Origin of the sequence: Paractinoplanes lichenicola (genome assembly GCF_016785085.1) — a bacterium.
GTDB lineage: Bacteria > Actinomycetota > Actinomycetes > Mycobacteriales > Micromonosporaceae > Actinoplanes > Actinoplanes lichenicola.
In genome coordinates this window covers 78,654-96,236 of the sequence record NZ_JAENHO010000004.1, presented here as the reverse complement: position 1 = coordinate 96,236, position 17,583 = coordinate 78,654, and the positions used below count along the sequence as shown (strand labels likewise).

General features: G+C 71.3%; 22 protein-coding genes. 9 read left to right on the top strand and 13 right to left on the bottom strand.

Going from position 1 to position 17,583, the window contains the following annotated elements:
* Positions 1 to 48: 48 nt before the first annotated feature.
* A complete protein-coding gene (locus JKJ07_RS13820; protein ID WP_202991916.1) occupies positions 49 to 624 on the top strand; it encodes a DsbA family protein in 576 nt (191 codons plus the stop codon).
* A gap of 68 nt (positions 625 to 692) precedes the next feature.
* Positions 693 to 962: a hypothetical protein gene (locus JKJ07_RS13815; protein ID WP_202991915.1), complete on the top strand. Its 270-nt coding sequence runs from the start codon at positions 693 to 695 to the stop codon at positions 960 to 962.
* Here JKJ07_RS13815 and JKJ07_RS13810 read toward each other — a convergent pair.
* Together JKJ07_RS13810 and JKJ07_RS13805 are read right to left on the bottom strand one after the other, a co-directional pair.
* Complete coding sequence (locus tag JKJ07_RS13810) at positions 949 to 1,830, bottom strand: TIGR03560 family F420-dependent LLM class oxidoreductase (RefSeq protein WP_202991914.1); 882 nt, start codon at positions 1,828 to 1,830, stop codon at positions 949 to 951. The two genes, JKJ07_RS13815 and JKJ07_RS13810, sit on opposite strands and share 14 nt — an antisense overlap.
* Positions 1,831 to 1,834: 4 nt before the next feature.
* Positions 1,835 to 2,404: a TetR/AcrR family transcriptional regulator gene (locus JKJ07_RS13805; protein ID WP_202991913.1), complete on the bottom strand. Its 570-nt coding sequence runs from the start codon at positions 2,402 to 2,404 to the stop codon at positions 1,835 to 1,837.
* A 45-nt stretch (positions 2,405 to 2,449) separates the two neighbouring features.
* Here JKJ07_RS13805 and JKJ07_RS13800 point away from each other — a divergent pair, with 45 nt between their 5' ends.
* Positions 2,450 to 3,649, top strand: a complete 1,200-nt coding sequence (locus JKJ07_RS13800; protein WP_438871404.1) for a macrolide family glycosyltransferase — start codon at positions 2,450 to 2,452, stop codon at positions 3,647 to 3,649.
* 87 nt (positions 3,650 to 3,736) lie between these two features.
* Complete coding sequence (locus JKJ07_RS13795) at positions 3,737 to 4,828, top strand: NADH:flavin oxidoreductase/NADH oxidase (RefSeq protein WP_202991911.1); 1,092 nt, start codon at positions 3,737 to 3,739, stop codon at positions 4,826 to 4,828.
* 71 nt (positions 4,829 to 4,899) lie between these two features.
* Here JKJ07_RS13795 and JKJ07_RS13790 read toward each other — a convergent pair whose 3' ends face one another.
* The 5 genes from JKJ07_RS13790 to JKJ07_RS13770 all read right to left on the bottom strand — a co-directional run bounded on the left by JKJ07_RS13790 (position 4,900) and on the right by JKJ07_RS13770 (position 8,273).
* The gene (locus JKJ07_RS13790) at positions 4,900 to 5,343 is read right to left on the bottom strand and encodes a MarR family winged helix-turn-helix transcriptional regulator (RefSeq protein ID WP_202991910.1); all 444 of its coding nucleotides are present in this window, start codon (positions 5,341 to 5,343) and stop codon (positions 4,900 to 4,902) included.
* Between the two features lie 113 nt (positions 5,344 to 5,456).
* Positions 5,457 to 6,050, bottom strand: a complete 594-nt coding sequence (locus tag JKJ07_RS13785; RefSeq protein ID WP_202991909.1) for a hypothetical protein — start codon at positions 6,048 to 6,050, stop codon at positions 5,457 to 5,459.
* Positions 6,051 to 6,123: 73 nt separating this feature from the next.
* A complete protein-coding gene (locus JKJ07_RS13780) occupies positions 6,124 to 6,921 on the bottom strand; it encodes a helix-turn-helix transcriptional regulator (RefSeq protein ID WP_202991908.1) in 798 nt (265 codons plus the stop codon).
* Positions 6,922 to 6,956: 35 nt separating this feature from the next.
* Positions 6,957 to 7,355 (bottom strand): nuclear transport factor 2 family protein, encoded by a 399-nt coding sequence (locus tag JKJ07_RS13775; protein WP_202991907.1) that lies wholly within the window; start codon positions 7,353 to 7,355, stop codon positions 6,957 to 6,959.
* Between the two features lie 87 nt (positions 7,356 to 7,442).
* Complete coding sequence (locus JKJ07_RS13770; RefSeq protein WP_236028969.1) at positions 7,443 to 8,273, bottom strand: alpha/beta fold hydrolase; 831 nt, start codon at positions 8,271 to 8,273, stop codon at positions 7,443 to 7,445.
* A 35-nt stretch (positions 8,274 to 8,308) separates the two neighbouring features.
* Between JKJ07_RS13770 and JKJ07_RS13765 the strand changes: the two genes are divergently transcribed.
* On the top strand, positions 8,309 to 9,352 hold the full coding sequence (locus JKJ07_RS13765) for a sigma-70 family RNA polymerase sigma factor (RefSeq protein ID WP_307834251.1): 1,044 nt from the start codon (positions 8,309 to 8,311) through the stop codon (positions 9,350 to 9,352).
* Between the two features lie 12 nt (positions 9,353 to 9,364).
* Here the strand turns inward: JKJ07_RS13765 and JKJ07_RS13760 are convergent, their stop codons facing one another.
* Positions 9,365 to 10,861: an amidase gene (locus JKJ07_RS13760; protein WP_202991906.1), complete on the bottom strand. Its 1,497-nt coding sequence runs from the start codon at positions 10,859 to 10,861 to the stop codon at positions 9,365 to 9,367.
* A 145-nt stretch (positions 10,862 to 11,006) separates the two neighbouring features.
* Positions 11,007 to 11,744 carry a TetR/AcrR family transcriptional regulator gene (locus JKJ07_RS13755; protein ID WP_202991905.1) on the bottom strand — a complete coding sequence of 246 codons (738 nt, stop codon included), beginning with the start codon at positions 11,742 to 11,744 and terminating at the stop codon, positions 11,007 to 11,009.
* Positions 11,745 to 11,915: 171 nt separating this feature from the next.
* Here JKJ07_RS13755 and JKJ07_RS13750 point away from each other — a divergent pair, with 171 nt between their 5' ends.
* Positions 11,916 to 12,890 (top strand): GNAT family N-acetyltransferase, encoded by a 975-nt coding sequence (locus tag JKJ07_RS13750; RefSeq protein WP_202991904.1) that lies wholly within the window; start codon positions 11,916 to 11,918, stop codon positions 12,888 to 12,890.
* Here JKJ07_RS13750 and JKJ07_RS13745 read toward each other — a convergent pair.
* The gene (locus tag JKJ07_RS13745; protein WP_202991903.1) at positions 12,848 to 13,498 is read right to left on the bottom strand and encodes a hypothetical protein; all 651 of its coding nucleotides are present in this window, start codon (positions 13,496 to 13,498) and stop codon (positions 12,848 to 12,850) included. The genes JKJ07_RS13750 and JKJ07_RS13745 overlap by 43 nt on opposite strands.
* On the opposite strand from JKJ07_RS13745, the gene JKJ07_RS13740 reads away from it, so the two are divergent.
* Positions 13,493 to 14,182: a hypothetical protein gene (locus JKJ07_RS13740; protein ID WP_202991902.1), complete on the top strand. Its 690-nt coding sequence runs from the start codon at positions 13,493 to 13,495 to the stop codon at positions 14,180 to 14,182. The genes JKJ07_RS13745 and JKJ07_RS13740 overlap by 6 nt on opposite strands.
* Here JKJ07_RS13740 and JKJ07_RS13735 read toward each other — a convergent pair.
* Complete coding sequence (locus tag JKJ07_RS13735; RefSeq protein ID WP_202991901.1) at positions 14,113 to 14,319, bottom strand: hypothetical protein; 207 nt, start codon at positions 14,317 to 14,319, stop codon at positions 14,113 to 14,115. The genes JKJ07_RS13740 and JKJ07_RS13735 overlap by 70 nt on opposite strands.
* A 66-nt stretch (positions 14,320 to 14,385) precedes the next feature.
* Here JKJ07_RS13735 and JKJ07_RS13730 point away from each other — a divergent pair, with 66 nt between their 5' ends.
* Both JKJ07_RS13730 and JKJ07_RS13725 read left to right on the top strand, forming a co-directional pair.
* A complete protein-coding gene (locus JKJ07_RS13730; protein ID WP_202991900.1) occupies positions 14,386 to 15,216 on the top strand; it encodes an LLM class F420-dependent oxidoreductase in 831 nt (276 codons plus the stop codon).
* Positions 15,213 to 15,608: a TIGR03668 family PPOX class F420-dependent oxidoreductase gene (locus JKJ07_RS13725; protein ID WP_202991899.1), complete on the top strand. Its 396-nt coding sequence runs from the start codon at positions 15,213 to 15,215 to the stop codon at positions 15,606 to 15,608. Before JKJ07_RS13730 ends, JKJ07_RS13725 begins: the two co-directional genes overlap by 4 nt.
* Here JKJ07_RS13725 and JKJ07_RS13720 read toward each other — a convergent pair.
* Together JKJ07_RS13720 and JKJ07_RS13715 are read right to left on the bottom strand one after the other, a co-directional pair.
* Complete coding sequence (locus JKJ07_RS13720; protein ID WP_202991898.1) at positions 15,595 to 16,449, bottom strand: RNA polymerase sigma-70 factor; 855 nt, start codon at positions 16,447 to 16,449, stop codon at positions 15,595 to 15,597. The two genes, JKJ07_RS13725 and JKJ07_RS13720, sit on opposite strands and share 14 nt — an antisense overlap.
* Positions 16,446 to 17,573, bottom strand: coding sequence for an NAD(P)/FAD-dependent oxidoreductase (locus tag JKJ07_RS13715; protein WP_202991897.1), 1,128 nt, complete (start codon positions 17,571 to 17,573; stop codon positions 16,446 to 16,448). Before JKJ07_RS13715 ends, JKJ07_RS13720 begins: the two co-directional genes overlap by 4 nt.
* Positions 17,574 to 17,583: the final 10 nt, after the last annotated feature.

Sequence of the window (17,583 nt, the reverse complement as noted above, 5' to 3'; positions counted from 1 at the left end):
GTGACGAAACAAACCAGAAATGCATTCTCCGCATCTACGCTTGCCCGCATGGAAGCCACGTTCTTCTTCGATCCGGCCTGCCCGTTCACCTGGACCACGTCACGCTGGCTGGTGTCGGTCGCCCCGTCGCGCGACCTCACCATCCGCTGGCGGGCCATGAGCCTGCTGGTGCTCAACGGCGACAACATCCCCGACCGGCACCGGCCCCGCGTGACCGCCTCGTTCCGGGCTTTGCGGCTGGTCGAGGCGTTGCGGGCCGATCAGCGGGACGACACGATCGCCGCCTTCTACGCCGCGATCGGCACCCGGGTGCACGACGACGGCGCCACCCTCGACGACACGCTGGTCGAGCAGGCGGCGGAGGCGGCCGGGGTCGACGGCGCGAAAACGATCCTCGATGACGCGAGCTGGGAGACCGCCGTACGGGAATCTCATGAGCTGGCCCTGAAACTCGCCGGCCCGGGCATCGGCTCGCCCGTGCTGCACCTCGACGGGGCGCCTCGCGGCCTGCACGGGCCGATCATCGGCGACGTGCCGCCGGAGAACGATTCGCTGGCCCTGTTCGACTCGGTGTCCACCCTGATGCGCATCGAAACGTTCAGTGAGGTGAAACGCGGCCGGTAGTTCGCGCGTTTAACGGCGTGACGCTGATGGGTATCGGCGTCACGCCGCGATCTACAACGGAGGAAACAATGGCCGAGCCGCAGGTCACGCTGGATCCGCGCACGCTCAACGTGGTGGAACAGAAGCTTCGGGGGCCGCTGGAGGAACAGCTCACCTCAGCCCTGCAGGCCGCCACCGACAAGACCCGGCACTCGTACGCCGGGGAGAGCGTCGAGCAGGTGACCACGCAGCTTTTCGAGCGTACGAAGGACGGCCTGCACCCGGACATCGCGGCCGGCTTCCACCCCGATCACGCCCAGTTGCGCCGCGTGGCCGAGGCGATCGTCACAGGTCACTGACGATCGACCGGATCGCGTCCATCGCCTTGAGCCGGGCCGCGCCCTCGCCGAGCAGGGCGTCCGGCACGATCAGCTCGTCCAGACCGTTCCCCGCGTACGCGGCGATGTCGTCGGCCAGTTTGGCCGGCGACCCGCCGATCACGTGGGGCGCGTCCGCCGGCAGCGGCCCGTCGACGACGGTCAGGGCCTGACCGGTCCGCGCGATCGTCTTCGGGTCGCGCCCGAGGTCCGCGCAGTGCTGGTCGAGCACGGCCGACTTGTGCGCGACGAACTCCGGCCGCCCCCAGCAGTTCCACTCGTCGGCCCGCTCGGCCACGATCCGCAGCATCCGCTTCTCGCCCTTGGCCCCGATCATCAGCGGCAGGGGCTGCTGCACCGGCTTGGGCTCGTTGACCGCGCCGGTCACCCGATAGTGGTCGCCGTGCACCGTCGTGCGGGGCGTTCGCAGCAGCCCGTCGAGGATCCGCAGCGCCTCCTCGAACCGGTCGATCCGCACCTTGAGCGAGCCCAGCTCGATCCCGTACTGCTCGTGCTCGTTGAGCTGCCAGCCGGCGCCGACGCCGAGCACGAACCGGCCGTCGCTGATCTGGTCGACGGTCGCGGCCATGTTCGCCAGCACGGCCGGGTGCCGGTAGGTGATGCCGTAGACGAGCGTGCCGATCCGCACCCGGGGCACGGCCGCCGCCAGCGCCGCCACGACCGAGCCGCATTCGAGGACCGGCCCGGTGTCGTCCTCGCCGGGGCCCACATTGGGCATGAAATGGTCGGCGAACCAGACGCCGTCCCAGCCGGTCTCCTCGGCATGCCGCGCCTGCTCGAGGACGGCCGCGTAGCTCTGCCCGGCGCCGGGCCAGATGGAAAGTCGCATGCCGTCACGGTCGCACGGCCGCCAGCACGTGGTCGACCAGCCCGTCCGCGTACTCCTCGGTGAGCGGCCCGGTGCGCAGCTGCCAGCGGTGGAAGATCGGCCCGAAGATCAGCTCGACGGCCACGTCCAAATCGGCCCCCGTACGGATCTGACCGCGCTCGCGCGCCGCGGCGAGCCGATCCCGTACGGCGTCGAGCTGGGGCCGCAGCAGCCGGTCGCGCACCTGGCCCGCGAGGTCGTCGTCGGAGAGCATCTCGACGGTCAGGGCCCGGGTGGTGGCGGACAGCCGTGGGTCGGCGAACTCGGCCACCGTGGCCCGGACGAGCTCGCGCAGGTCGGCCTCGAGATCCCCGCTGTCGGGCAGCACGACCGGCGTCGCCTCCCCGGTCAGCGCCTCCAGCACGACCTCGCCCTTGCGCCGCCACCAGCGATAGATCGTCTGCTTGCCGACCCCGGCCCGGGCGGCGATCGCCTCGATCGTCACCTTGGCGTAGTCGGTCTCGGCCAGCAGGGCCAGCGCCGCGTCGAGGATCGCGCGGCGGGACTGCTCGTTACGGCGGGCGGCATCGGGCACGAGCCCATCCTATCCTATGCGAGACGAGACGTCTCGTCTTGACGAATGAACGAGACGAGACGTAGCGTCTCGCACATGGCTCACATCGCGATGGTCAGCATCCCGTTCCACGGTCACGTCAACCCGAGCGCCGAGGTCATCCGCACGCTCGTGGCCCGCGGGCACCGGGTCACCTACGCCAACGACCCGCGCTTCGCCGAGCCGGTCGCGAACACCGGGGCCGAGCTCAAGCCGTACGGGTCGAGACTGCCGACCAATGACGACGAGTGGAACGGCGACGCGATCGACCAGCTCACGCTCTTCCTCGACGACGCGATCGCCATGCTGCCGCAACTGCGCGACGCGTACGCCGGGGATCGCCCCGACCTGTTCCTCTACGACATCGCCGGCGCCCCAGCCCGGCTGCTGGGCGAGCAGTGGGGCATCCCTGCCGTCCAGCTCTCCCCCACGTACGTGGCCTGGGACGGCTACGAGCAGGAGATGGCCCCGATGATCGACGGCATGCGGGCCGACCCGCGCGGCGCCGGCTACTACACGCGATTCACCGAGTGGCTGACCGCTGAGGGCTCCGCCACCCGCGACAGCCTGGCGTTCCAGGGCCGCCCCGAGCGCGGCCTGGTGCTCATCCCCCGCGCCCTGCAGCCCCACGCCGGCCGCGTCGACCCGGCCGTCTTCGACTTCGTCGGCCCGGTCTTCGGCGACCGCTCGGCCCAGGGCACCTGGAGCCGCCCCGCCGGGGCCGACCGGGTGCTGCTCGTCTCGCTGGGCTCGGCCTTCACCAACCACCCCGGCTTCTATCGCCGCTGCGTCGAGGCGTTCGGCGACCTCCCGGGCTGGCACACCGTGCTGCAGATCGGCGACCGCGTCGACCCGGCCGAACTGGGCGAGGTGCCTTCCTCGATCGAGGTGCGCTCCTGGGTCCCGCAGCTGGCGATCCTCGAGCAGGCGGACGCCTTCCTGACCCACGCGGGCATGGGCGGCGCCAGCGAGGGCCTCTCCTGCGGCGTCCCGATGATCGCCGCGCCGCAGGCGGCCGACCAGTTCCAGAACGCCGAGCAGCTGGCCGCCCTGGGCATCGGCCGCACGATCGACCTCGCGACGGTCACGGCCGCCGAGCTGCGCGACCACCTGCTGACCCTGACCTCGGACCCGGTCGTGCGTGCCCGCTGCGCCGAGATCAAGCAGCAGGTCCGCGCGGAGGGCGGCGCCGACCGGGCGGCCGCCCTGATCGAGAAGCTGCTGTGAACCCTGCGCCTGCAATAGTTGCACCCGCCCTATAGTAATGTTGCACACGCGCTATATCGGCGAATGCACTAACCGGCGGGAGGCCACATGTCGCAGCGACTCTTCGAGCCCATCACGTTGCGCGGGATCCAGATCCGCAACCGGATCTGGGTCCCGCCGATGTGCCAGTACGCCGTGGAGGAGCACGACGGCGTCGCCACCGACTGGCACCTCGTGCACCTCGGTGCGCTGGCGCGGGGCGGCGCCGGCGTGGTCATCGTCGAGGCGACCGGCGTCGTTCCCGAGGGACGGATCTCGCCCAAGGACCTCGGCCTGTGGAACGACGAGCAGCGGGACGCGCTGGCCCCGATCGTGCGGTTCATGCGGTCGCAGGGCGCCGTCGCGGGCATCCAGCTGGCCCACGCCGGACGCAAGGCCAGCGCCTGGCCCGAGTGGGGCACCGAGCAGACCGACGGCAGCATCCCGCTCGACGCGGGCGGCTGGGAGACCGTCGGCCCGTCGGCCGTCGCGTTCCCCGGCCTGCGGGTCCCGCGCGAGCTCGACGAGCAGGGCATCGCCGAGGTCGTCCGGGCCTTCGCGGCGGCGGCGCGGCGGGCGGTCGAGGCCGGCTTCGAGCTGCTGGAGATCCACGGCGCCCACGGCTACCTGGTGCACGAGTTCCTGTCGCCGATGAGCAACCACCGGACCGACGCGTACGGCGGCCCGCTGGAGAACCGGGCCCGGCTCCTGCTCGAGATCGTCGACGCGGTCCGGCACGAGGCGGGCGAGTCGGTCGTGCTGGCCGTCCGGCTGTCCGCGACGGACTGGGCCGACGGGGGCGTCACGTCCGACGAGACCGTGCAGGTGGCCTCATGGCTGGGTGAGCGCGGCGTCGACCTCGTCGACGTCTCCACCGGCGGCAACGTGCCGGCGGCGATCCCGGCCGGGCCGGGCTATCAGGTTCCGTTCGCCACGGCGGTCCGCGCGGGCAGCAAGCTTCCGGTCGGCGCGGTCGGGCTGATCACCGAGGCCCGGCAGGCCGAGCACATCCTGCTCACCGAGCAGGCCGACGTCGTGCTGGTCGGCCGCGAGATGCTGCGCGACCCCAACTTCCCGATCCGCGCGGCCCAGGCCGTCGGCGCGACACCGCCCGTTCCCGCGCCCTACCGCCGCGGCTTCCGTCAGGCGACCGCGGCTTGAAACAGGCGCGCTCGGCTCGGCTTCCGCTTGGCGACCGCGGCCCGGAACAGGCGCGCTCGCCTCGGCTTCCGCTAGGCGACCGCGGCCTGGAACAGGCGCGCGAGGCCTCGCAGCTCGGGCACCTCCTCCGCCTCGTCGAGAAGCCGCTCGAGCACCCGGTCGTGGGTGGGCCGGGACTGCTCCAGCAGGCTCTGCCCGGCCGCGGTCAGCTCGGTGTAGATGCCGCGGCGATCGTCGGCGCACAGGATGCGCGTCAGCAGGCCCCGGTCCTCGAGGCGGTTGACGAGCCGCGTGGTCGCACTGCCCGACAGCGCGGCCGCGCGGGCCAGCTGCTGCATCCGCATGTGCCAGCCGTCCTGCCGGTTCAGCGCGTCGAGCACGGTGTATTCGACGACCGAGAGCTGATGCTCGGCCTGCAGCTCACGCTCCAAAGCCGACTCGATGAAACCGTGCAGGGCGGCCAGCCGGCGCCAGCCCTGGGCCCGCACCTCGACCGCGTCGTCAGAAATCCCCATCGTGCTTCACCTCGCCGCGAGAATATCAGCCGACACGGATAGAACGCGCATGCAACTAACGGCCCGAACGCCCGGCTCCTGTCGCGGAGCCGGGCGTTCGACGGGTAGTGAGGTCAGCCCCGGTTGCCGCGGTCGTTGCGGTCCCCGCGGTCGTTACGGTCGTTGCCCCGGTCCCCGCGGTCGTTGCGGTCGTTGCGGTCCCGGCCGCCACGGCCGTCGTGGTCCCGGCCACCGTGACGGCGGTCCCGGTCGCGCATCCAGTCGTTGCGGTGCGTGCCCGGACGGAAGAACCGGAACTGGCCCGGGCGTCCCTGCCGGAACTGGCCGGCCCAGACGGGCCGGAACTGCGCCGGGAAGCCCCGGATGACCTGGAACGGCCGGCCGAAGCCGAACGAGTTCCAGTTGTCGTAGTCGGCGACGTCGAGGGCCCAGGCGCCCCGGCGAGGCCCGAAGCGTACGGGGGTGCAGTCGAAGTCGTCCCAGGCGCCGCTCCGCTCGCCGTAGACGCCGGCCAGCTGGCAGGCGCGCAACGACCGGTAGAAGCCGACGACCTGACTCTCGCCTCGCCACACGTTGTGGCTGGCCGTGGCCTTGCTCTCCGGGGCCGCGGGCGCGGCCGGGGCGGCCTGAGCCGGACCCATGCCCACGGTCAGGGCGGTGAGAACGCCGAACCCGCCAAGGGTGAGGGCGCGAGTGAGCTTGTTCATCAGAATCCTCTCATACCCGTTCATTTCGCTTCTTGCCCTAAGAAACGGTCGCCTGCCGATCCGGGAAGTGGATCTAGCGGACAGGTCGTGGCGCAGAACGGGTGGCCGAGGAGGCCGGTCGGTGGACCCCTTCCGGGTGGGTAGGCCGCGGCGAGTCAGGCGAGGTTCCGGGTCGGCCACCGGGCCTGGTCGGCCTCGAGCAACGCCGGGTCGCGCGGGGGCGGCACCTCGCCCAGGATCTCGAGCCGGGTGATTCGCTCGATGCGGAAGCCGCGGATCGCGTCACGAGCCGGCACCACCCCGTGAGCAGCCAGGCGTCCCCCGCGCGCAGAAGTCCCATCGTCTCGACGTCGCGGACCGTGCTGGTGGTGGGATCCGGCCCGCCGTCCTCGTTCTCCCCCAGGTAGGTGAGCCGCACCACCCGCCGGGCCGCGATCACATCGGAGAGGATCCCGAGCGGCACCACGTCGTCCGTCAGGGGGCGGGCGTCGATGACCTGCATCGCCCCGAGCATCTCCTGCACGGGTGCGCGATGCTCCTCCTGCATGACGGCGGCGATCTTGGCGCGGGCCCGACGGGCCGCCCCCTGATACGGCGAGGAATCCAGGAGGGCGAGCCCGGCGAGCACCGCCAGCGACTCGGTGGCCGACAGGTTCAGCGGCGGCAGCGAGTACTCGCGAAGGATCGAGTAGCCCCCGGCCGCCCCGTGATCCGCGTAGATGGGCACCCCGGCCAGCTGGAGCGATCCGATGTCGCGCTCGATGGTGCGGGACGACACTCCGAACTCGCCGGCGAGCCGGGCGGCGGACCAGGGCCGGCGCGCCCCACGAAGCAGGTCGACCAGGGCGTACTGCCGTTCGGCGCGCTTCATCACTCGAGTCTGGCAAACGTGTCCGGTGTCGTACGTCAGCTCCGCATGCTCCGCTGTCCGCCAACGGACCAGACCCGCCGGATCCGGCCGTCCCCGGCGAAGTCGAACACGTCGACGCCACCCGCGCGCCGGCCGGCCGCGTCGACGTCCCACAGCAACCGGCCGTGCTCGCCGTCGATCGCGTCGGCGATCCGCGTGAAGACGACGCCCGGATTCTGCTCATGCCACCAGTCGAGATACTTCGCAAAGTCCTCCGCCGTACGGATGTCGTCCGCGGGGGTCGACCCGTCGCGCTCGGTCACCGCGAAGTGAATGCGGAAGTCGTCGGCGCAGATCTGCCGGGCGATGCCACCGTCGGTGTTCCACATCGTCAGCCACAGGTCGAGCGAGTGCCGGGCGGGGGAACTGGGCGTGGGGTTCGTGCTCTCCGTCATGCGCCCACTCTCGGACGCCGGCGCGACAACGGTATGTCGGTGTTCCCCGCAGAGCTCCGCCGCCCACGCCCGGCCGGCTCCCGGGCGTCACAGCAGCTTGCGCAGCTCCGGCTCGAAGGCGGCCGGGTCCTCGGCGAAGCCGATGTGGCCACCGGGGAACATCACCGGCTCGCGGCCGAGCATCGCCGCCAAGGCGCGCGACGAGCGGTCACACAGTTCGCCCGCCGAGTCCTCGCCCAGGCCGATCAGCACCCGCGTCGGCACCGAGAGCAGCCGCTCGATGTCGGGCCGGAAGCCGACCGTGCCGCGATACATGTTCCGATACTGGAAGGCGTCGTCGGCCAGCTCCTGCTCGGACGGCTCACCACCGGCCATCATCTCGACCACCTCGTCCGGCAGTCGCAGGTTGGCGACCTCCATGAACTTGCGGAACGTGGCCAGCCGGTCGCCGGTCTCGAAGATCGCCAGCATCTCCTCGGTGCCGGCCCACAGGGCCTCGCGGTCGGGCAGCACCTCCAGCAGAGGCGGCTCGTGCGCGACCACCGCATCCACGCTCTCCGGATGCCGCTCGGCCAGGGCGAGCACGCTGACCGCCCCGCCGCTGGAACCCAGCGCCAGCTTCGCCGGGCCCCGGCCGACGTGATCGATCAGGGCGGCCAGGTCGGCCGCGCGCTCCCGCGGGGTGGACGGCGCGTCCCGGTCGCGCACCGAGCTGCGGCCGATGCCGCGCGGGTCGGTGGTCAGCACGCTGTGGTCGGCCGCCAGCATGCCGGCCAGGGCGGCGAAGGCCCCGGCGGCCATCGGCGCCCCGGCCAGCACCACCAGGGGTCCGTCGCCGCGCAGCTCGTAGTAGAGGTCGGCGTCGGTTCGGCTGAGGTGGGTCATCGGGAAGTCCTCCCAGGTCGGAACGGTCGTCATGGGTAGTGACGGCGGCGACCGGGCAGAATCGTCGGGTGAGCCAAGACATTTTTCTGGACCGTGCCCGGACGGGCGACGAGGAGGCCTTCGCCGCTCTCGTTCAGCCGCTGCGCCGCGAGCTGCACGCGCATTGCTATCGGATGCTCGGTTCGGCCCACGACGCCGAGGACGCCCTGCAGGAAGCCTTGCTGCGGGCCTGGCGCGGGCTGACCGGCTTCGAGGGGCGCAGCTCGCTGCGGTCCTGGCTCTACACCGTCGCCACCCGGGTCTGCCTGGACGCGGCCGAATCCCGCTCGCGGCGGGCACTGCCCATGGATCTCGGGCCGGCCAGCACGTCCACGGTCCTCGACGATGCCCCGTCGGCCGAGACCGCGTGGCTCGGGCCGTACGGGGACCTGGGTCTGAGCTCGGGGACCGCGACGCCGGAAGCGCGCTACGAGCAGCGCGAAGCGATCGAGCTCGCGTTCGTCGCGATGCTCCAGCACCTGCCGGGCAACCAGCGGGCCGCGCTGGTGCTCTTCGACGTGCTGGGCTTCTCGGCCGGCGAGATCGCCACGATGATGGACACCTCCCCCACCTCGGTCAACTCGGCACTGGCCCGGGCCCGCACGATGGTGTCGGCCCGCGTGCCCCCGGTGAGCCAGCAGCGGACCCTGCGCCAGGTCGGCGACGCGAAGTTGCGCGAGGCGGTGACGACCTACTCGCGTGCCCTCGAGGCGGGCGACACCGACCTGCTGGTCTCGCTGCTCACCGAGGACGTCACCTGGTCCATGCCACCACTGCCACACTGGTATTCGGGGCTGCCGGCGGTCACCGACTTCGCCGTCCAAGTACCACTGACCGGCTGCGGCGAATGGCGGCATTCGGAGCCGATCAGCGCCAACGGCCAACCGGCGATCGGCGGCTACCTGCGCTCCGAACCCGGCGGCGAGTTCCGGGCCTGGTCGATCGACGTCCTCACGCTGCGCGGCCCCCTGGTGTGCGAGGTCACCTCGTTCATCGGACCCGAACATTTCGCGGCCCTCGGACTGCCGCTCGCCCTACCTCCGACGGCGGAACGCGTCCAGCCCGTGCACTGAACGGCCGCGGGTTCAGGCTTGTTCGAGGGCCCGGCCGACTCGGTACAGCGTCGCCTCGTCGAAGTGGCGGCCGACGAGCTGCAGGCCCACCGGGAGCCCCTCGGCCGTCCCGCAGGGGACGCTGAGGGCCGGGTGGTGGGTGATGTTGAACGGGGTGGTGTTGGCCGACATCTCGATCGCGGCCTGCACCGAGGCGCCCGGCCCGGCCGCGGGGTCGGGCAGGGGGCGGGCGGTCTGCGGCGTCGTCGGCGTCACCAGGACGTCGTACCGCTGCAGGGCCTCGTCGTAGGCCGCGCGCAGCGTACGGGTGCGGTTGATCGCCTTGGCGTAGTTCAGGCGCCCCTGGTGAGCGTCGACATAGCGGCCGACCAGCGTGAACAGCATGACGTTGGCGGGCCGCCCGGCGACGGTGTCACGCCGGTCGAACAGGTGCCGCATCATGTCCACCGGGTAGTGGTCGGCCCGGCCGAACGCGAACCCCTGATTGCGCAGCACCGTCTCGGCCATCCCCTCGATCGCGATCGCCGTCCAGAGCGCCGGACCGAGCGCGTGCAGGGGCACCGAGACGTCCTCGACGACAGCTCCGAGGTCACGCAGCGACTCGGCCGCCGCCCGCACGGTGTGGTCGACCGCGGCTTCGGCGTCGGGACCCCCGAAACCCTCCCGCAGGATTCCGACCCGCAGCCCGCGTACGCCGTGGTCGAGCGCACCCAGATAGTCGCCGGCGCGAACGCCGCTCTGCCGGGGGTCGATGCCGTCCGGTCCGGCGAGGACGGTGAGGAAGCGGGCGTTGTCGGCGACAGTGCGGGTCATCGGTCCGACGTGGTCGAAGAATCCGTCCAAGGGCGCGATGCCGGTGTACGGCACCAGACCGTACGTCGGCTTGAGCCCGACGACACCGGACCAGGAGGCGGGCATCCGGATCGACCCCGCCTGGTCGGCCCCGAGTGTCATGTCGGCTTGGCCGGTCACCAGGGCCACGGCGCTGCCGCTGGACGACCCGCCGGAAGACGTGCCGATCCGGTGCGGGTTGTGGACCGGCCCGCTGTACGCGGTGTGGCTGCCCCCGGACATGCAGAAATACTCGTTGGTGGTCTTGCCGACGATCTCCGCGCCCGCCTCGAGAGCGCGGGTGACCACCGTGGCGTCCCCGGCCGGCACGAAGCCGGCCAGCACGTCGGAGCCGTTGGCCATGGGCAGGCCGGACACCATGATGCTGTCCTTGACCCCGAGCCGGACCCCGGCGAGCGGGCCGGCCGCGGCGCCGGGAATCGAGGCGCGGACCTCCCAGGCGTGGTGCGGGTCTTCCTCGGCCGAGGGCACGCGGTAGGCGACGGCCCCGCGCCCGGGCAGAACCGCGGGCTCGGGGACGGCCTCGACGGCGTCGTAGATCCCGAGCATGCCCGTGATCATCGCGGTGTATTCCTTGGCGGCCTCGGCGACGGCCGGGTAGCCGAGCTCTTGCGCGAGGGCGGAGATGTCGGCCGTGGTCGGCTTGGGAACAGTCACGGGGGATCCTCCAGGCGGCGATCATAAACTGCTAACACGGCAACGTTAGCGGTTAAACATGGCCTGGTGACAAGGGGCGCGACGACAGAAGTGGCCCACGCCTCAGCATGGACGAAGTCCGATTGACGAGCGGCGGCGGCCGGAATTATGCCGGCGGACCGTTCCGATCGGCGTCCTGCGACCGAGCCAGACGATCGAGCCAGTGGTGCATCAGGCCCCGTTCGGCCGGATGCAGCTCGCTGCTCGTGTCGAGCAGGACGTTCAGGGCGGCGGCGGTTCCCACGACGCCGGCGTCGGGCGCCTCGGGCCGGTCCGACACGATCGAGCGGATGAGCATCTCCCGCATCCGTGCGGATTCGTCGAGCGAACGGTTCTCCTCGGGAACCGTCAGCAAGGTGAATGTCGTACCGACCCCGGCCGCGGTGACCGAGAACGCGGCGAACTCCTCGTCGACGCGCAGCAGCCCGGCTTCCGCGAGGCGGCGGATGGAGTAGCGCAGACCCTCATTGGCGGCCACGGCGGCGAACGACGGTGTGGCCGGATCGGCGCGGCCATACATGATCGAATACAGATAGGGATTCGCCAGCCCGAAGGCGACGTGCTGATCCCAGCCCTTGCGGAGGATATCGACCGGATCGTCCGACTGCTCGAGACCGCGATAGCCGCGCTGATGGATCAGGAACCCCTCGCGCGCGACCGCGTCGAGCAGCCCGTTCATGCTGCCGAACAGCCGATAGATCGTGGGCGGCTGAACGCCCGCCGCGTCGCAAACCGCACGGGTCGACAGCCGCTCACTTCCGCCCTCCGCGAGCAGACCCATCGCGGCAGCGACGATCCGCTCCGCCGTCGAGGCAGTTCCGGGCGACGATGTGGGCTCGGGCATGGCAGAGCAATGATACGGACCGGGCCCCGCCGGGACGATCGACTCACCGATCGGGGCACATGAAAGGCCGCCGCCGCGGGCCCCATCATCCTGAACGCCTCCTGACCCGCGTCCGTCCGAACGCGGCGCCTTGGGCTCGTGGTCATGGCGAGCCCAGGGTGAGAATGGCGCGTGATCACTCGAGTGACGACGGCCGACTCGCGGCTCTTCGATCTGGCCGCGGCGACCTTCGGGACGGCTCCCGGCGGGGGCCGGGCGTTTCTTGAAAGTCCAGGCACTGTGGCCTTCGTGGCCCACGACGGTGACGACGTTCTCGGGTGGTGCTGGGGCTATCACCTGGTCCGGCCGGACACCTCTGCGATGCTCTACCTGCACCGGCTGGAGGTGCGGCCTGAGCACCGGCGGCAGGGTATCGGCCGGGGGCTGCTCCGGGCGTTCATGTCGGCCGGTGTGCGGGACGGCGCCAACAGGATGTTCTTGACGACGGGTGAGGCGAATGCCGCCGCCCGGGCGCTTTACGAGTCGATGGGCGGCGGCCTGGCCACGCAGGGCCCCACAGTCAATTATTGGTTCGAGTTGCGGGCGGACAGCCCGGCCGTTCGGCCGCCCGCGTGCCGAGCCCTGGTGCTCAGCGGCATGGCCGGGGTGGGGAAGTCGACGGTGGCCGCCGCCGTCGGGCGAGCGATGACCGAAGCCGGGCAGGCCACGGCGGTCGTCGACACGGACCAGTTGGCGCAGTTCGGGCCGCCTCCGATAAATCGCTTCGCGGGCTACGACGAGCTCAAGTGCGCCAATCTCGCCGCGGTGTGGGCGAACTTCAAGGCGGCCGGCGCGCAATTCCTGGTCGTTGCCGCCGTCATCGAGACCGCGGCCGTGCGGCAGCGCTACCTGGCGAGCCTCGCGGACTGCGAGGTCCGGGTGGTCGGACTGGTCGCTGATGTCGGCACCGTGCGCGATCGCCTGCGCCGGCGCGACACGGGGTCCAAGCTCGAACGTCTTCTCGACTCGCTGGACCGGCAGGGGCTCGCCCCGATCGACACCGCCGTCGCCGACTTCACGGTCACGAACGACCGCCCTCCCGCAGCGATCGCCGACGAAATCCTTCAGCGGGCAGGATGGACCGGCGGAGTCGGCGGACCCACCTGAAAAGCGGGCGAACCGAAGACTTGGGCTACGTCATCGGGTGTCACCCAGCCCCGAGCTGTCAGGCGGTCGGCGAGGGACCAGGCGTGTTGCGTACCCTGCTCGCGCAGGACTCCCTTCAGCGCTTCGAGGTAGCGGTCCCGTTGCCAGCCGGCGGGGTCGGCGTCGAATCTTTCGCAGTGGGCGATCCACTGGTCGAACGTGGCTTGGATCTGCTCGCCGTCGGTGAGGCCGAAGCCGTGGAGGTGCTGCAGTCCCATCAAGGTGATCGGGTCCGCGATGGGTTCGGGCGGGTCCTCGACCCACAGCCGGACCCGTTCGTGGGTTTCCGACCGGCTGCTCCGGCCGTCGAGCAGGTCACGCCACCAGGCCTCGACGTCCTCGCGTGAGGGCGCTCTCACCGGCCGGTAGACGGACCTGTTCTGCGGATCCCAGATGGTCAGCCCGTACTCGAGGGCCAGTTCGTGGATGAGCTCCAGGGCCGGGTCGCTCCGGTCGCTGTAGCTCGACCGGGGTATCCCAGCGTCCAGATGTCTCGCATTCTCGGCTGAACGGCCGAGCCCCGTCCATGCGGCGGTGGGCTGCGGGTTTCTTATGATCTTGCGGTGCACCCTGCTGTTTCTCCTGTTCCGGGGCCCGGGCCCGCGAAGCGCAACACGACCTGGTGGTGGTTTCTCGTCCCCACGTTCACGTGCGGGTTCGGGGCCTTTGCCATGGTTTTCACCGGTGGCTACAAGCTGAAGTCGCGGGCGCACATGGCCGCGGCGGTGGCCTATCTGGTGGTGACCGTCGGGTTCGCCTGTGGTGCGGGGCTGACCGCGCCGGACGATCCCAGCGCCGATCGGGGCACGGCGTACGACCTCGCGATGGCCGCGTTTCTGCTGATCGTGTGGCTCGGTGGCACCCTGCACACCGTCTTCCTGCAGCTCAAGGTGGCCAAGCAGGTGCCACCCCCGCCGGCGGTGGCGGCCGCGGCCTGGCGGGTGCAGCGCCGGGAGGAGGCGCGGGAGCTGGTGCGGTCCAACCCTGGCATGGCGTGGGAGCTGCGGATCGGACGGCCCGACATCGAAGGCCGGCAGTACGACGACGGCGGGCTGGTCGACGTCAACCACATGCCGGCGGCCTGGCTGGCGTACTCGTTGCAGATTCCGCAGCCGCTGGCCGATGAGATCGCCCTGCAGCGCGGGCTGCGGCAGGGCTTCACCAGCCCGGACGAGCTGGTCGTCTACTGCGCGGGGATGACGCCCGAGCGGATGGCCATGATCCGTGACCTGCTGTTGTTCCGCCCGCTCTGAGGGGCGGCCGCCGGGCAGATCGGGCATTCGCGGGTGACGCCGCAGCGGCCGCAGAACTGGTTGGTCTTCTTGAAACACAGGAAGCCGAACAGGAAGCCGGTCAGCAGGGCGGCTCCGACGGCGATACCGAGAATCATGAGACTCTCCCTCCGCGCTTTCTCCTCACACGGTGTTCGGAGCCGTCCGGTTCATAGACTCCCCCTATGGAATTCGGTGTCGGTTATTTCCCCACGCACGACGGCATGCGGCCCGGCGAGATCGCCCGGCGGGTCGAGGAGCGGGGGCACTCGGCCCTGTTCTTCGCCGAGCACACGCACATCCCGGCGAGCCGGGCGACGCCCTGGCCCGGCGGTGAGCGGCTGCCGCAGAAGTACTGGCACACGTACGACCTGTTCGTGGCGCTGACCGCGGCGGCCGAGGCGACCAGCCGGCTGCGGGTGGGCAGCGGCGTCTGCCTGGTCACCGAGCGCGATCCGATCACGACCGCGAAGGAGGTGGCCAGCGTCGACCATCTCAGCGGCGGGCGGTTCGAGTTCGGCGTCGGGCTGGGCTGGAATCGCGAGGAGATGGCAAACCACGGAACAGATGCCCGCGTACGGGTTCCGGTCATGACCGAGCGCATCCAGGCCATGCGCGAGATCTGGCGGCACGACGAGGCCACCTTCCACGGCGAGTACGTCAACTTCGACCGCATCTGGTCGTGGCCCAAGCCGGCCCAGCGCCCGCACCCGCCGATCCTGATCGGGGGCGGCGGCCCGACCGTGCTCGACCGGGTGCTCGCGTACGGCGACGGCTGGTTCCCGCAGTGGCGCGACGAGAACGTGTTCGAGCGGATCGCCGAGCTGCGCGCCCGCGCCGACCGTTACCTGCAGGTGCAGATGCTGAGCGTGCCGCCCGACCCGAAGGCCCTGGAGCGCTGCGAGCAGGCCGGGATCGACCGGGTGTCGGTGTGGCTGCCGTCGGGGCCGTGGAGCGTGGTCGAGCCCGCCCTCGAGAAGTGGGAGGCGGCGATCGGCGAGCTGACCGGACGGTGACCCCCGCCGAACGGTTCGCCTCCGTCCCGGTGGCCCGGCTGGCGACGGTCGGAGCGGACGGGATGCCGCACCTCGTGCCGATCGTGTTCGCGCTCGTCGAGGGCACGATCGTCTTCGCGGTGGACGGCAAGCCGAAACGGTCGCGGGCGCTCAAACGGCTGGCCAACATCGCCGCCGAGCCGCGGGTCAGCGTGCTCGCCGACCATTACGAGCAGGACTGGTCGCGCCTGTGGTGGGTGCGCGCCGACGGGACGGCGCGCGTGCTGGATGCGTACGGGAAGGCTCTCGATGTGTTGAAAGAGCGCTATCCGCAGTATCGGGAGACGCCGCCGGACGGGCCGTTCGTGGAGATCACGGTCGAGCGCTGGTCGGAATGGGTCAGCCACGCGTGACGGCGCGCAGCTTGTCGGGGTTGGCCATGTTGAAGATCTCGCGGATCAGCCCGTCCTCGTCGAGGTCGAACGTCAGGGTGGCGACCACGCGGCCGGCCCCGGTGAAGAGCACGCCCACCGTCCCGTTGAGCTCGACCACCTCGGCCCGCATGTCGGCAGGAGCAATTCCCTCGTACGGGACCTGGGAGACCCCGGCCATCCACGCGGCCACCCGTGCGGCGCCCGAGACGGGTTTGCGGGCCTGACGCACCTTGCCCCCGCCGTCGGTCCACAACGTGACGTCCGGGGCCAGCAACTGCATCAGCCCGTTGATGTCGCCGCCGGTCGCCGCGGCCAGGAAACGGTCGGTGACGTCACGCTGCCGGCGGCGGTCGGCGACGAACCGGGGACGCCGCGCCCGCACGTGCTCACGGGCCCGGTGCGCGGCCTGCCGTACGGCGTCCTCGCTGCGGTCGACGGCGGCCGCGATCTCCCCGTACGGGAAATCGAAGACCTCGCGCAGGACGAACACCGCACGCTCGAGCGGGCCGAGCGTCTCGAGCACCACCAGCATGGCCGTCGAGATGTCGTCCTTCGAGACGTCCTCGGTGGTCAGCACCGGCTCGGGCAGCCACGGGCCGACGTACGTCTCGCGCTGGTGCCGGGCCGAGCGCAGCTGATCCATCGCCTGGTTGGTGACGATGCGGGCCAGGTACGCCTTCGGGTCGGCCACCTCCGAGCGGTCCGCCGCCGACCACTTCAGCCAGGCTTCCTGCACCGCGTCCTCCGCGTCGGTGGCCGAGCCGAGAATGCGGTAGGCGATCGCGAATAGCAGCCGCCGATGCTGGTCGAAGACGGTCATCGGGTGAACCGGCCCCCGCGCGGCCACCACGACGCCAGACCCGGCTGCTTGAGCATGCGGGCGTAGGTCGGCCAGGGCGAGGCGCTCACCGTCTCCTTGTACCAGACGGCGGCGCGACCGGTCAGGTAGCCGCGGCGCGGGCTGTCGTCGGGGTGCGTGAACTGCACGACGGCGTCGCGGCGGCCCAGGCTGATCGGCGCGTGGTAGTAGCCGAACCGGAACGGCCGCGGCTCCCGGCCGTCCAGCTCGCGGGCGATCGCCTGCGCGGCGTGGACCCCGGTCGGCATCCCGCCCTGGCACGTGCCGTGCATGATCCCGTAGCGCTGCCGGACGGCGGCGGCGTCCCCGACGGCGTACACGTGGGGGTGGGACGTTGATCTGAGGACCGGGTCGGTGACGATGCGGCCGCGCTCGTCGACCGCGAGCCCCGCCGCGGCGGCCAGGGGCGAGACCCGGGTGCCGGCCGTCCAGACGATCACGTCGGCGTCGTCCGGGAGCACCTTGACGATGTCGGCGCCGGTTTCCACCCGTACGTCCAAACGGGTCAACACGCCTTGAAGATAGGACCGGGCCTTGGGGGTGAGCGTCGCACCGGGCTCGTCGCGGCCGCGCAGGTGGACGGTCAGGTGCGGGTGGCGCTCGGCGATCTCGGCGGCCGTCTCGACGCCGGTCAGGCCCGTGCCGCAGACCAGAACAGTGCCCGTGTGCAGGTCGTTGAGGCGCGCGGCCAGGGCCTGGGCATCGGCGAAGCTGTCCAGCGTGTACGCGTGCTCGGCCGCCCCGGGCACGTCACTCGTGTCGGCGGTGCTGCCGAGCGCCCAGACCAGGGTGTCGAAGTGGAGGGTGCGCTCGTCGTCGACCCGGACCGTACGGGCGCCGGCGTCCACCGCGGTGATCCAGCCGGGGATGAAAGTGAAGCCCGCGGTGGCCGCGAGCCCGGCGAGGTCGAAGTCGGCCGTGGCGTGGCCGGCGGCGGTGGAGTGCAGGCGCAGCCGCTCGGTGAAGCGGGGAGCGGCGTTGACCAGGGTGATGCGGACGTCCTCGCGCTTGCGGGTGCGGCCGGCGAGATTGGTGGCGGCGGCGAGGCCGGCGTAGCCCGCCCCGAGGATCACGATGTCAGTCATGCCCGCGAGA

Excerpts from the sequence above, each read along its gene's own strand:
- JKJ07_RS13820 (WP_202991916.1), top strand. The coding sequence starts at position 49 with ATGGAAGCCACGTTCTTCTTCGATCCGGCCTGCCCGTTCACCTGGACC.
- JKJ07_RS13815 (WP_202991915.1), top strand. The coding sequence starts at position 693 with ATGGCCGAGCCGCAGGTCACGCTGGATCCGCGCACGCTCAACGTGGTG.
- JKJ07_RS13810 (WP_202991914.1), bottom strand. The coding sequence starts at position 1,830 with ATGCGACTTTCCATCTGGCCCGGCGCCGGGCAGAGCTACGCGGCCGTC.
- JKJ07_RS13800 (WP_438871404.1), top strand. The coding sequence starts at position 2,450 with ATGAACGAGACGAGACGTAGCGTCTCGCACATGGCTCACATCGCGATG.
- JKJ07_RS13795 (WP_202991911.1), top strand. The coding sequence starts at position 3,737 with ATGTCGCAGCGACTCTTCGAGCCCATCACGTTGCGCGGGATCCAGATC.
- JKJ07_RS13790 (WP_202991910.1), bottom strand. The coding sequence starts at position 5,343 with ATGGGGATTTCTGACGACGCGGTCGAGGTGCGGGCCCAGGGCTGGCGC.
- JKJ07_RS13785 (WP_202991909.1), bottom strand. The coding sequence starts at position 6,050 with ATGAACAAGCTCACTCGCGCCCTCACCCTTGGCGGGTTCGGCGTTCTC.
- JKJ07_RS13780 (WP_202991908.1), bottom strand. The coding sequence starts at position 6,921 with ATGAAGCGCGCCGAACGGCAGTACGCCCTGGTCGACCTGCTTCGTGGG.
- JKJ07_RS13775 (WP_202991907.1), bottom strand. The coding sequence starts at position 7,355 with ATGACGGAGAGCACGAACCCCACGCCCAGTTCCCCCGCCCGGCACTCG.
- JKJ07_RS13770 (WP_236028969.1), bottom strand. The coding sequence starts at position 8,273 with ATGACGACCGTTCCGACCTGGGAGGACTTCCCGATGACCCACCTCAGC.
- JKJ07_RS13755 (WP_202991905.1), bottom strand. The coding sequence starts at position 11,744 with ATGCCCGAGCCCACATCGTCGCCCGGAACTGCCTCGACGGCGGAGCGG.
- JKJ07_RS13735 (WP_202991901.1), bottom strand. The coding sequence starts at position 14,319 with ATGATTCTCGGTATCGCCGTCGGAGCCGCCCTGCTGACCGGCTTCCTG.
- JKJ07_RS13730 (WP_202991900.1), top strand. The coding sequence starts at position 14,386 with ATGGAATTCGGTGTCGGTTATTTCCCCACGCACGACGGCATGCGGCCC.
- JKJ07_RS13720 (WP_202991898.1), bottom strand. The coding sequence starts at position 16,449 with ATGACCGTCTTCGACCAGCATCGGCGGCTGCTATTCGCGATCGCCTAC.
- JKJ07_RS13715 (WP_202991897.1), bottom strand. The coding sequence starts at position 17,573 with ATGACTGACATCGTGATCCTCGGGGCGGGCTACGCCGGCCTCGCCGCC.